Genomic DNA, 12,778 nt, shown 5'->3' on the forward strand with positions numbered 1-12,778 from the left:
GCTCTGAACGGGACAGGCCGGGCGGTCCGACGCCCGACAGTGACTTTTCTCAGCCCGATCCTGTCGCCCGGGTTACGTCATCCCAGCGACAGGATGCCAACGAGGGGGCAAGCGGTTGAGCGGATCGGTGGGGATCCTGCGTGCAGGAAGGCCCTCCCCCTCCGCCGATCGTCCCGCTTCGTTCTGGCCGAACTTACGGGGCGGACGAGCGCTCGAACGTCTGCAAGGTCGGATCCATCTTGTCCCATGCGTGTCCGCGGACGGCGTAGGTGATCGCCTGCGGATTGAAGCGACGCGGGTCGTCGAGGCTGGCCGCATGGACGGCGGTGAGGTCCGGCATCGCGACGAACGCCAGATACACCGGCGTCCCGCACGTCGGGCAAAAGGCATGGAGCTTCTCCGTGCCCTTGTCGGTCTGCATCCGCCAGATCTTCGCTTCCCCGGTGACGGTCGTTTCGGCCCGCTCGGCAAACGTCAGATAGGAACCGTGCCCGGTACCGCTTCGCTTCTGACAGTCGATGCACTGGCAGTGGTTCTCGAAGATGGGCTCGCTGCTCATTTCATAGCGGATGGCGCCGCATGCGCACCCGCCGGTATAGGAACCGGTCATCGCCATTCTCCCTCTGACCGCCGCGTCGCTTGGTGAACCGGTCCCCGTCACGCCGCCTTGGGCTTGGCGAAGACGTCGAGCCCGTGGCCGGTCTCCAGGAAGGATTTCAGGCTGGAAAGCACCGCCGGCCACCCCTTGCTGATGCCATTCGCCATGCCGCTGCCGGCCTCGAGATCGTCATGGCTGACGGTCAGGCGGACCATGTCATCGTATTCGACGATCTCGAACGTCACCCGGCTGTAGCTGTCCGGGTCGGCGGCCTGGGACGCCGCCGCCCAGGTGATGACCAGACGGCTCGGCGGCGAGATCTCGACGACCTTGCCGACGAGCTCGACGGTCCGGTCGTCGTTGGCCCGGACGTGCTCCCACGGCGATCCCGGCTTCCAGTCGGAAACGTTCTCGTGCCCCCAGTAGCGCCGTGCGAGGTCGGGCCGGGTGATCGCTTCGAACACCTTTTCCGGGGTCGACAGGATGTAGGTCACGTAGACGAAGCTGGTGGTCTCTCTGGTCATCGTCACTCTCCTTCGAGCTCATTCTTCAGATCGTGCAGCAGGCTGAGCCGCTGGACTTCGAACTTGCGCACCCAGCGCTCGTAGACCTCGTGCAGCGGCACCGGGTTGATGAAATGAAGTTTCTCCCGGCCACGCCGGACCGTGCTGACCAGATTGGCCGCCTCCAGGATCCCGAGATGCTGGGTGACGGATTGCCGGGCCATGTCGAGGTTCCCGCAAAGCTCGCCCAGCGTCTGGCCGTTCTTCTCGCACAGCAGGTCGAGCAACCTTCTGCGGGTCGGATCACCCAGCGCCTTGAAAACCAGGTCAGCGTGCATCGCCTCTCTCGCATCTGTCATGAGATTATGCAGGTATTTGCCTGCATGTAAAGGCGTCTTCAAGGATCCGACCCGCTCCGACAGAGAGGTCGCTTACCCTGAATCCCGCTAAGCCATTGGATTGTATAAGGTCCGTTCGCCTCATGGTCGAACGTGGCTGTGCATCCAGAAGGCTGGAGCGGAGCCCAGCAGGACGCCCCTCACCCGCCGTCCGGCACCTCGAAGCGCATCATGTCGAAGGCCGGCTCGACGCCGTCCGGCAGCGCGGCGGCGAGCGTCGCGAAGTCGAGGTCGAGATGGAGATTGGTCAGGATCGCGTGCCGCGGCCGCATCCGCTCGATCCACTCCAGGGCATCGGCCACCGAGAAATGGCTCGGGTGCGCGCTGTAGCGCAGCGCGTCGACGATCCAGACGTCGAGATCGTTCAGATGGTCGAGGCTGGCGGCCGGAAGATCGCTGACGTCGCTGGAATATGCGACGGAGCCGATCCGGTAGCCGAGCGAGTCGATGTCGCCATGATGCTGCAGGAACGGCATGAAGCGGATCGGCCCGCCTGCCCCGGTGATGGTGACCGGCACGCCCGGATGCAGCCGATGCTCGGTGAGAATCGGCGGATAGCCGGACCCGGGCGGCGTCACGAAGCAGTAGTCGAACGCCTTGTGGGCGCGCGCCGACGTCGCCTGATCGAGGTAGACGTCGATGCGCTTGCGCTCCTTGATGGCCAGGCCGCGCAGGTCGTCGATGCCGTGAATGTGGTCGGCATGGGCGTGGGTGTAGAACACCGCGTCGACGGTGGGCACCCGGGCGTCGTTGAGCTGTTCGCGCAGATCCGGCCCGGTGTCGACGACGACCCGGGTGATCCCGGCCTCCGAGCGGCGCTCGACCAGCAGCGCACAGCGCCGGCGGCGGTTCTTCGGGTTGTCGGGGTCGCAGGCCCCCCAGTCGCCGCCGATGCGCGGCACGCCGCCGGACGAGCCGCAGCCGAGGATGGTGAAGGCGAGCATGCTCATGCGTCCGCCGGACGCTCGATCTTCGAGAACAGCCTGAAGAAGTTGTCACTCGTCTGCCGGGCGATCTCGTCGGCGGACACGCCCCGCGCTTCGGCGAGGACCCTGGCCGTCTCCACGACGTACGACGGCTCGTTGCGCCGGCCGCGGTGCGGCACCGGGGCGAGATAGGGCGCGTCGGTCTCGACCAGCAGGCGGTCGGCCGGCACGTCGCGCGCGACGGCGCGGATCTCCTCCGCCGTCTTGAAGGTGAGGATGCCGGAGAACGACACGTAGAGGCCCAGTTCAAGGCCCTTCATCGCCAGCGCCCGGCCGGAGGAAAAGCAGTGCAGGATGGCCGGAAACGGCCCCTCCTCCGCATGGGCTGTCGCCAGGATTGCGGCCACGTCGTCGTCGGCGCTGCGGGCGTGGATGACCAGCGGCAGGCCGGTCCGGCGGGCGGCGCGGATGTGGCGGCGAAAGCCCTCGGCCTGGGCGTCGCGTGGCGCGTGGTCGTAGTGATAGTCGAGCCCCGCCTCGCCGATCGCCACCACCTTCGGATGGCGGGCGAGATCGACCAGCATGTCGGTCGTCACGGCGGCCTCGGCCTCTTCGCCGGCGTTGTGCGGATGGGTGCCGACGGAACAGTAGACGTCCGGGGAGGCTTCGGCGACGGCCCGCACCTGGTCGAACATCGCGACCCGGGTGCAGATCGTCACCATCAGCCGGACGCCGGCGTCGCGGGCCCGCGCGATGACCGCGTCCCGCTCGTCCGCGAAGTCGGGAAAGTCGAGGTGGCAATGGCTGTCGATGAGCATGGTCGGCAAACGGGTCCTGATACGCGGTCCAGCTAGTCCACGGTCGCTTCCGGCTCGACGAACCGCGGAAACACCGGCGCCGGCGCCGGAAGCGCCGTGTCCGGCACCAGCCGGCCGGCTCCCCCGAGCCGCTCAAACCCCCGCTCGTCGTCGGCGACGCCGAGGATCGCCAGCAGCCGGTCCGCCGCGGCCGGGGTCACCGGCTGCATGAGGATGCCGACCTCGCGCAGGACTTCGGCGGTCACGTAGAGAACGGTCTGCATCCGTTCAAGGTCCGTCTTGCGCAGGGCCCACGGCTCGCTTGCCGCGAAATAGCGGTTGGCATCGGCGACCACCTGGAAGATCGCGCCGAGTGCCACGTGCAGCGACTGGGTCGTCAGCGCGGTGCGGCACTGCTCCAGCAGCGCATCGGCGGCACCGAGGATCGCCTGGTCGGCCTCCGTGAAGGCCGCCGGCGTCGGCACCCTGCCCTCGCAGTGCTTGGCGATCATCGACAGCGAGCGCTGGGCGAGGTTGCCGAGATCGTTGGCGAGATCGGCATTGATGCGGTTGACGATGGCGTCGTGGGAGTAGTTGCCATCCTGGCCGAACGGCACCTCGCGCAGGAAGAAGTAGCGCAGCTGGTCGACGCCGTAGGTCTCGGCGAGCGCGAACGGATCGATCACGTTGCCCACCGACTTGGACATCTTCTCCCCGCGGTTGAACAGGAAGCCGTGGGCGAACACCCGGCCCGGCAGCGGCAGTCCCGCCGACATCAGGAAGGCCGGCCAGTAGACCGCGTGGAAACGGACGATGTCCTTGCCGATGACGTGCAGGTCCGCCGGCCAGAAGCGCTTGTAGCTGTCCGACTCGACGTCCGGGTAACCGATCCCGGTCAGATAGTTGGTGAGCGCATCGACCCACACGTACATGACGTGCCGGTCGTCGCCGGGCACCGGAATGCCCCAGTCGAACGTCGTGCGGGAGATCGACAGGTCGCGCAGGCCACCTTCGACGAAGCGGACGACCTCGTTGCGGCGCTCGTCCGGCCCGATGAAGTCGGGCGTGTCGCGATAGAGCGCCAGCAGCTTGTCCTGGTAGGCCGACAGGCGGAAGAAGTAGCTCTCCTCCTCGACCCATTCGACGGGCGTGTTCTGGGGCCCGCGGCGCACGCCGTCGTCGCCGACGACCGTCTCGGCCTCCTGGTAGTAGGCCTCGTCGCGGACCGAGTACCAGCCGGAATAGCTGTCCTTGTAGATGTCGCCGGCCTTGGCCATCCGCTCCCAGATGTCGCGGCTGGCGGCGGTGTGACGCGCCTCGGTCGTGCGGATGAAATCGTCGTTGGAGCAGTTGAGCGCGGCCGCCATGGCGGCGAAGCGCGGCGCCTGGCGGTCGGCGAACTCGGCCGGAGTCAGCCCCTCGCGCGCCGCCGTCTGCTGCATCTTCTGGCCGTGCTCGTCGGTGCCGGTCAGGAAGAAGACGTCGTAGCCGTCGAGCCGCCGGAAGCGGGCAAGCGCATCGGTCGCGATCAGCTCGTAGGCGTGGCCGATGTGCGGCGCGCCGTTCGGATAGGAGATCGCCGTGGTGATGTAGTACGCGGGGGCTTCGGTCATGGCATCCGGCAAAAAGCGGGATCGGCCCAGCCGATCAGGACGCGCGCGCCCGTGCCGTCCGGTCGACCTCCGCGATATCTTGAAAGAGGTTGAGCACAACCTGCTTGCGGTCGAGATTGAGCGCCTCGGCCGAGCCGATCGCCTGGCCGGTCTTTTCCCATACCTCGGCCCACCCGGCAAGCGCCGCGGCGGGGACCTCGGCGGCCGCCTCCGCCCTCACCCGTTGCGACAGCCAGTCGAACACCAGGTCGCTGAGGAGGGAGAACGCCTCGTCGGTGCCGGGGCCGCTGACCCGGTCGGCGAGCCGATGGACCGCGGCGATGTCGAGGGCGGGCAGCGCACCGAGGATGTCGGCCACCGACTTGTGCAGGCCGACCCCGCCGGCCTCCAGCATCGACAGGGCCCGCCGCAGGCTGCCGTGGGACAGGTCGGCGGCGGTGGCGACCGCCTCGTCGCCGTGTTCGCCGGCCGCCCCGAACGCCGCCAGCGCATCGACGACCTCGACGGCAGCCAGCGGCCGCACGTCGAGGCGGCGGCAGCGTGAGCGGATCGTCGGCAGGAGCCGGCCGGGCACATGGCAGACCACCAGGAACAGCGCCTGCCGGGGCGGCTCCTCCAACGCCTTCAGCAGCGCATTGGCGGCGTTGATGTTCAGGTCGTCGGCCGAATCGACGATGACCGTGCGGTAGCCGCCGTGAGCCGAGGTCGACCCGAAATAGGGCACCAGCCGGCGGACTTCGTCGACGGTGATCTCGGTGCGGAACCGCTTGGCCTTCTCGTCGTAGGGCCGGCGCAGATGCAGCAGCCCCGGATGGGCGCCGATCGCGACCTGGCGGGCGACAGGATCGTCTGCGGCGACGGACAGATCGGTGGCCGCCAGCACCTTCGGCGCTGTCGGATCCGGATGGGCGAGGACGAAGCGGGCGAACCGGAAGGCGAGCGTCGCCTTGCCGACCCCCGCGGGTCCGGTCAGCAGGATCGCATGGTGGAGGCGGCCGGAGCGGTAGGCGTCCAGCAACTCCAGCTCGGCCTGCGCATGGCCGAACAGGACGGACTGCAGCCGCGGCGGCGGCCAGTCGCCGATCTGATCGGGATCCGGCGGGACTTCGATGACCGCGGCGGCACGTGCCATCGCTGCGTCAAAGCCCCCTGTAGGGGCAGAGGCGACCGACGACCGTCCGCCAGACTGTCTCCGCGATCTCCGAAGACGGCGCACTCGCATCGATCACCGCACAGCGCTGCGGATGAGACCTGGCGAGCGCCCGGAACGCCCGCTGGCGCGCCCGGTCGGTCTCCAGGTCCTCCTCCTCGAATCGATCGGCGGCGGCAGACCCGCGCCGCGCGGCGGCGCGTGCCCGCGCGACTTCGGGATCGAGATCGAGGACGATGGTGAGATCCGGCGTGAGGCCGTCGAGGGAAATGCGCTCCATTGCCGACAGCAGCGGCATCTCGACGCCTGCGAGGCCCTGATAGACCCGGGTGGAATCGGCGAAGCGGTCGCTGACCACCCAGGTTCGCCGCGCCAGGGCCGGCCGGATCGTCCGGTCGACATGGTCGATGCGCGCGGCGGAGAACAGCACGGCCTCGGTGTCGGGACCAAGGGTCTTGGCGGCGCCCGACAGGAGGATCTGCCGGATCATCTCCGCGCCGCTGGTGCCACCGGGCTCGCGGGTCCGCAGCACCGGCAGGCCGATCTCGAGAAGACGGTGAACGAGGGAGCGGATCTGGGTGGTCTTGCCGGTGCCCTCCCCGCCCTCGAACGTGATGAACCGGCCGCGCGAGGTGCCGGCCGGTCGCTCAGGTCGAAGCTTGTGGGAGGCATCGGCGCCGGCGGACGTGCCGGCGGCGGACGCCGCCGGTGTCGCCGTGTCGGCGGCCGGCGCTCCGGTCATTCCACCTTCGCGACGGCGGTGCCCTTGGCCGCGGCGGATGCGATGGCGTTCGCATCGAGGCCGGCCGGGGTCTGCATCATGGCGTAGGCCGCGGTGATGCGCGAGCCGATCGGATCCGGATCGCTCGGCTGGGCGACGGAGGCCATGACCATCGGCTGGGAATAGGACTGCGCGGCGGCCACGTCGGCCGGCGCATTGGTGCTCTCGTCGGCGGCGAGCTCCAGCAGTTCGGCCATCGGATCCCGCTTCGGGGCCGGCTCGGGCGCGGCCGCGGCGGGCGTCGTGGCCACGGGTGCGGCACTCGGGGCCGGCGCGGCCGTCTGCACCGGCTCGGGAGCGGAAGCGGCGACGCCCGGCAAGGCGTCCGGGGCCTGCGGAGCGCGGGCGGCGGGCACCGTGCCGCGCCGGGTCGATTCGATCGGCGGCGGCCCGGCGTGGATCGGCACGGCCTTCGCCTTCCGCGGCTTGGAGTCGTTGTAGGCGAGCAGCGCGCCGGTCGCCGATTGCGGCGGCAGCACCTCGCGGCGCGGCGCCACGCGGGTCGCCCGGTCCTTCGACTGGCGGGCGTCCTTGGATGCCAGCTGGATGCTGCGCTCCGGAGCCTCCTTGCGCGGGGTGGTGCCCGGCTCGCCCGGTCCCTGGTAGCTCGCCAGCAGGAAGTCCTCGTCGTGGCCGTCGAGGCGGGCCGGCCCGACATAGGCCACCTTCACCTGGCCGATGCCATCCTGGCGGAAGCCGAGGATTTCAGCGGTGCGCTGGGACACGTCGATGACGCGGCTGCCATGGAACGGCCCGCGGTCGTTGACGCGAACGACGATCGACTTGCCATTCTTGACGTTGGTGACCCGGGCATAGGACGGCAGCGGCATGGTGGTGTGCGCCGCCGTGATGCTGCGGGAATCGAAGATCTCGCCGTTGGCCGTCTGCCGGCCATGGAAGGCCGAGCCATACCAGGAGGCCTTGCCGACCGCCTCGTAGTCCGGGTCCTCCTTCGGCGTGTACCATTTGCCGGCGACCTTGTAGGGCTTGCCGACGATGGCGCGGCCGCCGCCCTTCGGCACCGCCTGCCCCGAGCCGATCAGACGCGGGCTTGCCGGGACGCCGTATTTCGGGTCGATCGACGCTTTGTCGGTGGTGTTGCAGGCCGCCAGCATGATGCAGCCGGTGGCAATGACGCCAACCTTGAGAAGAAGACTTGAGCCCAACGGAACCTTCCGCGATTTGAGAGGGGCGGCACCACGGTCGGCAGAGTGTCCGAACGGATCCGTTGCCACCATGCCGTTTGCCCCAACCCCGACAGGAAGGGCCGTCTGGATTCGTCTGATACGAAACCGGAAGGCCCGTCGAACGTTAATTCCAGTTCATCCGTTCTAGGGAGAATAGGGCGGCATTGTGACATATGCCAAGGTGCGGCGCAGCTAGAGATAAGAAGATCCTAACAGCGCCGGTCGGATCGCGCCCAAAATCGGGGTCGGGCCGGGGCCCGGAGCGTCAGTCGCCGACCCGCGCCCGGCCCGACAATCCATCGTCGCGCGTCCACAGCAGCCGGCTGCCCTTGCCCTCCCGCAGGGTGAAGCAGAACTGCCGTCCGTCATACCAGCTGGTCCATTGCTGGCAGAGCCGGTCGCCGGCGATCCACCAGCGCCCGCTGTCGGTCGGACGCATGTAACGGCCGAGGCCGATCGCTTCGCCGGAGCCGTCGACGCTGCCGTCCGCCCTGTAGAGCAATGGGAACTCGCCGCCGAACGGGGTTGCGAGATAGATGCGCTTGCCGGCGATCAGGCTGCGGATCTCCTGGCCGGTGAGGCCGCTCCCCTGCCCCATGGCGACGGCCGGCGCGAGCAGCGCGGCAGCGGCAAGCAGGATGCGCACGATGGTCATGGCGGATCTCCCTCCTCGATGGTCTCGGGGAGGTACGCGGCGGGCCCGGCTTCGGATCGCTGCGCGTGGACCGGGCGGCACGGGCCCGGCCGGTCGGCGGCGTCTCGAGCGCCGTCCCGGATCGCGGCCGGACGGGCGCCGACCGTTGTCCTTCGCCCCGTTGCGACCGCGGCTCCGCAGCCGGAGGGCCATTTGGCGTCTTGCTCAACCCGGCCCCGGGCAGCTAACAAGCGTGCTCTGGAGGAGTGGCCGAGTGGTTGAAGGCACCGGTCTTGAAAACCGGCAGGCGGGTAACCGTCTCGTGGGTTCGAATCCCACCTCCTCCGCCACCCCCTCAATAAAATCAATAGCTTAGTGGCAAAATAGGGCGAGGACTATACCGTTTTCCCTAACTGCCATACGGGCCTTCGTGGCATCGTCGTCAATAGAAACGCCCCGCCGATCCGAGGATCGACAGGGCGCCGTGGTGTGGTGGCGTGGTGGTGGTGTCAGGCGATTCTAGTCGTCGTTGGCCGCGACGGGGTCCAGATAGAAGGCCGGCCATCCTAGATCGCCCCGGCTAATGCCGCCCGATCGTTCCAGATAGCGGGCGACCTGTTCGACCAATCGCGTATGCCGCCGATAGAGAGCTTCCGCCGCATCCTCATCGGCCGGTTCCGCATCCCGCATCCCCGTCAAAATCGCCAACTGGAACAGCGCCCCGATCGCATTTCCTGACGGGTGAAACGCCGCCTCGGCAGCTAGAGCGTCCAGCCGGTCGCGGGCGAAGGCGCAGCCCTCGAAGTCGAGTTCCGCATCCGCTGCCAGCCAAGCCCGGTAAGCCCGAGTCGCCTGCCGGGCGAGTTGCGGCACGACATGGCTAGTCGGGCGGCCCTTCCGTTCGAGGTAGGCGACCACCTCCGCCACGAGGGCGGCTGCGAACTCGTCGTCGTCGATCGGCAGCAGCCGAAGGGCCGCAGCCGCTCCGGCATCTGTCGTGATTGCATTCTTCATTTCATTGCCTCGCTTGATACAACCACCGGCCACCACTGGCTCGGGTGAAGCAATGACGCACGAGTCGCGCGATCATGGCAAGTGGAAAATTACGAGAAGACGCATTTTTCAAGAAAATGGTAAAATGGTAATTGGTAATGGTGAAATGGTATTTGGTGAAATGGAGGGTGGATACTTAGAGGATACTGAAAATCGGAATAGGCAATGTGCGCGATGCGAGGGAAATGCCGCCTTCAATACCGTGCCCGCCTTGCGCGGAAACATGGACACCATGTCCATGTTTATCTCCCTCATCATCCTCAGCCCACTTCATCCATTCGACCTCATGCTCGCCACCAAGGTCGTTGCCGTCGCAACGTGAGCGTGCAACTGTGAAGATTCTCAAGGTGGGGGCGATGATGAAGCATCTGATCGTTGGAAGTCTGGCATGCGCCCTCTTGGCGGCGCCTGCGTATGCCGGAAATGACGTCGAAGGCGAATTCAAGAAATTCTCTAATATCGTTGAAGCTTACACCGGATCTCAGGTAGAGGACCCATTCTGCAACGCTTCGATTTGCAGTGGAGCAATCGGAGATAATGTTGTTGACCTGATGTGGCCCCCAAATGGGTGGGTGAAGGCGGGCATCCTTCCGGATCGAGGGCGCATGGACCACAACATGCTGCTCTGCGCCAGCGTCATCGAGTATGTGGCCGGGCTCGGTCCAGACGGAAGTGCGATGATGGCAGGACGCCTTGCCGCCGAGGCAGACAATGCCGGCAGCGCAAAGATCGACATCGGCGCTGCTGAGGTACGAGCCCGCAAGGCAAGCTCGGGCATGTTCGAGTGTGTTGGAGCGCGCAAGGTCCCATTGTAGCGGCCATCAGGACCGCCGCTACCAGCGCGACGGTCCGCCTCCCTACCTCTTTAGCCGCTGCTCCAACCGCGCCCTGACCGACACATGCATCCGTTGGCGTTCCGTCTCCAACCCGGCGGCGATCGCAGCCACCTCCTCAGCCGTCCCCCCGCCCTCCGGGACAAGGCACGGCACCGAGTCCGGCGACATGAAGTACCTGTCGCAATCCGCAAGCGCCCGCTTGGGTTTCTTCATAAACCCCTCCGCCATTTGATGCGCCAGTAGGTGCCGAAGGGTCGCCCACGCGCCCCCCAAGTCGCAAAGATTCGCCGCTTCGTCGTTCATTTCAGATACTCCCTGATGCGTGCCACAACGGCACCGTGAAGTCGTTCGAGCGCGTCCGAGGCCGCATAAACAGCGGCCTCCACATGTGGCGTGGCATCCGGCTCACGTCGTCGCGCGGCCTGCCGGGCGAGGCCGGCGAAGTGCTCATCCGCGTCCGCGAGAGGGTCGTCTGCGGTGTCGATCAGCGAACCCGCAAGCCAGTTTTCCATGGCAAGCCGGAGCGTCGCGACCTCTCCGCGGAGTTGCGCGATGTTCGCGTCGACGGCGGCGAACTCGCTGCGAAGGTCGTCGTCGGTCAGCTTATCCATTGGCCCGCTGCCCGTCCTTGGACTGGCCATCGAGCGACGTGGTGTAGCCGGCCTTGGAATAGCGGTGCGTCGCCGTCTCGATGATGAAAGGCAGGCCGTCGATGCCGGGGCGACACCCCGCGAACGTCAGTGGCGCGCCACCGCGGGCGGCCGGGTCGCCGACAATCGAACAACTGAACGAGACCTGGCGGCGCTTAAGCTCGCCGGCCTTGGCCTTGGCCGCCGCGGTCGCTTCGGCCTCATCCGCGAACTGTTCGCCGATGCGATAGGTCGCCTCGCCATCCGGGTCGCTGCCCGCCTCCACGTCGACCTTTTCGGCCTTGGCGCGGTCGGGATAGCTGGCCTTCACCGCCTTGTATTGCGTGCGGTCGGAAAACCGCACGCGGCACGAGTCCGGCTGAAGGATGGAAGGCGTCACCACGACGGGCGTAAGGTCGGCGCCGCTTGTGGACTTGCCCGCACCACGCTCGGCAAAGACAAGGTTTCCGTCCTTCACCGAGAATATAGCGCCGTGCCGATCGGCTAGTCGCTCCAGAAAGTGAATGTCGCTTTCGTTCTGCTGCCCCATCCACTCGTAGACGTGCGCACCAATCGTCGGGTCAACCTTGGCAGTCAAGCCATTATCGTTCGCAACCTGCGTGACGATTTCGTTGATTGACTTGTTGTCCCAATGGCGCTCCCGGTTTTGCTTCGCTGATTTGCGAAGGTCGGCTGACTTACCCGCGATGCTCATCTTGTACGGGAGGATCTGGACTTCGATTTCGTCCGCGGTGAACGACCCCATGTAGGCCATGCCAGCCACGCCATAGCCGAGCCAAACCCGGATGATGGCGCCCTTGCGGGGGATGGCGGCAATGGGAAAGTCGTTCAGGTCGATGCGGACGGTGTCGGCCGCGACGCCCTCCTTGTCCGTCACCTCACACGAAATGATGCGCGACGAGAACACGCCAGAGACGAGAGCCCCGTCGACGGTAATCCTGCAGGTGGGGTACATGGCTTACATGCCTCCGTCAGAATAATGAGCGCGGATTAGGTCGCCCGCACCGCGCTCAAACTCACGACGCAGATGATCAACGCTGGCGTTGGTGCCGCCCTGGATATTGATTCCGCCATGGAAATTGATGACCGGCGCCGGTCGGTTGTCGTTGGCCGATTGACGGTTGTTATTCGCCGCCATTGCCATGGCAGGCGCGCCGCGTGCCGCCGGCAACTCAACGCCCCGGCCCATCCCCGCCATCATCGATGCGGTTTCACGCGCCGTGCTGATGTGGCCCGGCACATTCGGCGTGAAAAGCTCGGGACCACGCTCGCCGACCAAATAGGTCTTCGCCGCGGCAACCGGGCCTCCCATGGCGCGCTGCCCAGCAATGGAAGCACCAATCGCGGCTCCGGCCGCGGCGGCTCCTTTGCCGTCACTCAGACCAACCGCAGACCGGATAGCCGCGCCAACGTCATCCAGCGCCGTCTTGATCTTCTTGGCGATCCCCTCGATGAAATCGAGTAAATCGTTGAACCCCGCGATCACCGCATCGAAGTTCGGCGCCGGGATGCCAAAGATCTCAGCCCAAAACGCGGCGTTGAAGTCGAACACGCCGCTGACCTGCCACTGAACTGTCATCCAGCTGCGATTAGAGCCTCGGTCGTTTCTGCTACGCCATAGGGCGCGGGTTGAGCAAGCGGCGGAGACGCGA

The 12,778-nt window shown here is 66.8% G+C and carries 16 protein-coding genes and 1 tRNA gene; 3 read left to right on the plus strand and 14 right to left on the minus strand.

Annotated elements, in window-relative coordinates:
- Positions 1–193: 193 nt before the first annotated feature.
- The 10 genes from ACSSVZ_RS09555 to ACSSVZ_RS09600 all read right to left on the minus strand — a co-directional run bounded on the left by ACSSVZ_RS09555 (position 194) and on the right by ACSSVZ_RS09600 (position 8,608).
- Positions 194–610 carry a GFA family protein gene (locus ACSSVZ_RS09555; protein ID WP_453969580.1) on the minus strand — a complete coding sequence of 139 codons (417 nt, stop codon included), beginning with the start codon at positions 608–610 and terminating at the stop codon, positions 194–196.
- Positions 611–657: 47 nt separating this feature from the next.
- Positions 658–1,122 carry an SRPBCC family protein gene (locus tag ACSSVZ_RS09560; protein WP_453969581.1) on the minus strand — a complete coding sequence of 155 codons (465 nt, stop codon included), beginning with the start codon at positions 1,120–1,122 and terminating at the stop codon, positions 658–660.
- A gap of 2 nt (positions 1,123–1,124) precedes the next feature.
- Entirely contained in the window at positions 1,125–1,439 is a 315-nt protein-coding gene (locus ACSSVZ_RS09565) for an ArsR/SmtB family transcription factor (RefSeq protein WP_453969582.1), read from the minus strand.
- Between the two features lie 200 nt (positions 1,440–1,639).
- Entirely contained in the window at positions 1,640–2,449 is an 810-nt protein-coding gene (locus ACSSVZ_RS09570) for an MBL fold metallo-hydrolase (protein ID WP_453969583.1), read from the minus strand.
- Complete coding sequence (locus tag ACSSVZ_RS09575; RefSeq protein WP_453969584.1) at positions 2,446–3,243, minus strand: TatD family hydrolase; 798 nt, start codon at positions 3,241–3,243, stop codon at positions 2,446–2,448. Before ACSSVZ_RS09575 ends, ACSSVZ_RS09570 begins: the two co-directional genes overlap by 4 nt.
- A gap of 32 nt (positions 3,244–3,275) precedes the next feature.
- Entirely contained in the window at positions 3,276–4,835 is a 1,560-nt protein-coding gene (gene metG, locus ACSSVZ_RS09580; protein WP_453969585.1) for a methionine--tRNA ligase, read from the minus strand.
- Positions 4,836–4,869: 34 nt separating this feature from the next.
- Positions 4,870–5,967 (minus strand): DNA polymerase III subunit delta', encoded by a 1,098-nt coding sequence (locus ACSSVZ_RS09585; protein ID WP_453969586.1) that lies wholly within the window; start codon positions 5,965–5,967, stop codon positions 4,870–4,872.
- Between the two features lie 7 nt (positions 5,968–5,974).
- The gene (gene tmk / locus ACSSVZ_RS09590) at positions 5,975–6,727 is read right to left on the minus strand and encodes a dTMP kinase (RefSeq protein ID WP_453969587.1); all 753 of its coding nucleotides are present in this window, start codon (positions 6,725–6,727) and stop codon (positions 5,975–5,977) included.
- Entirely contained in the window at positions 6,724–7,932 is a 1,209-nt protein-coding gene (locus ACSSVZ_RS09595; RefSeq protein ID WP_453969588.1) for a septal ring lytic transglycosylase RlpA family protein, read from the minus strand. The genes tmk and ACSSVZ_RS09595 overlap by 4 nt, the downstream gene beginning before the upstream one ends.
- Positions 7,933–8,218: 286 nt before the next feature.
- Entirely contained in the window at positions 8,219–8,608 is a 390-nt protein-coding gene (locus ACSSVZ_RS09600; protein ID WP_453969589.1) for a hypothetical protein, read from the minus strand.
- 239 nt (positions 8,609–8,847) lie between these two features.
- Here ACSSVZ_RS09600 and ACSSVZ_RS09605 point away from each other — a divergent pair.
- Positions 8,848–8,937, plus strand: a tRNA-Ser gene (locus ACSSVZ_RS09605).
- Between the two features lie 169 nt (positions 8,938–9,106).
- Here ACSSVZ_RS09605 and ACSSVZ_RS09610 read toward each other — a convergent pair.
- Positions 9,107–9,634 carry a hypothetical protein gene (locus ACSSVZ_RS09610; protein ID WP_453969590.1) on the minus strand — a complete coding sequence of 176 codons (528 nt, stop codon included), beginning with the start codon at positions 9,632–9,634 and terminating at the stop codon, positions 9,107–9,109.
- Between the two features lie 19 nt (positions 9,635–9,653).
- Between ACSSVZ_RS09610 and ACSSVZ_RS09615 the strand changes: the two genes are divergently transcribed.
- Together ACSSVZ_RS09615 and ACSSVZ_RS09620 are read left to right on the plus strand one after the other, a co-directional pair.
- Complete coding sequence (locus ACSSVZ_RS09615; protein WP_453969591.1) at positions 9,654–9,962, plus strand: hypothetical protein; 309 nt, start codon at positions 9,654–9,656, stop codon at positions 9,960–9,962.
- Positions 9,963–9,972: 10 nt separating this feature from the next.
- A complete protein-coding gene (locus ACSSVZ_RS09620; RefSeq protein WP_453969592.1) occupies positions 9,973–10,455 on the plus strand; it encodes a hypothetical protein in 483 nt (160 codons plus the stop codon).
- Positions 10,456–10,775: 320 nt separating this feature from the next.
- Here the strand turns inward: ACSSVZ_RS09620 and ACSSVZ_RS09625 are convergent, their stop codons facing one another.
- Genes ACSSVZ_RS09625 through ACSSVZ_RS09635 form a run of 3 tightly spaced genes read right to left on the minus strand, consistent with a single transcriptional unit; the run spans position 10,776 to position 12,678 of the window.
- Positions 10,776–11,087: a hypothetical protein gene (locus tag ACSSVZ_RS09625; RefSeq protein ID WP_453969593.1), complete on the minus strand. Its 312-nt coding sequence runs from the start codon at positions 11,085–11,087 to the stop codon at positions 10,776–10,778.
- The gene (locus tag ACSSVZ_RS09630) at positions 11,080–12,081 is read right to left on the minus strand and encodes a phage late control D family protein (RefSeq protein WP_453969594.1); all 1,002 of its coding nucleotides are present in this window, start codon (positions 12,079–12,081) and stop codon (positions 11,080–11,082) included. Before ACSSVZ_RS09630 ends, ACSSVZ_RS09625 begins: the two co-directional genes overlap by 8 nt.
- Positions 12,082–12,084: 3 nt before the next feature.
- Positions 12,085–12,678 (minus strand): hypothetical protein, encoded by a 594-nt coding sequence (locus ACSSVZ_RS09635; protein WP_453969595.1) that lies wholly within the window; start codon positions 12,676–12,678, stop codon positions 12,085–12,087.
- Positions 12,679–12,778: the final 100 nt, after the last annotated feature.

The organism is Amorphus sp. MBR-141, assembly GCF_053628695.1.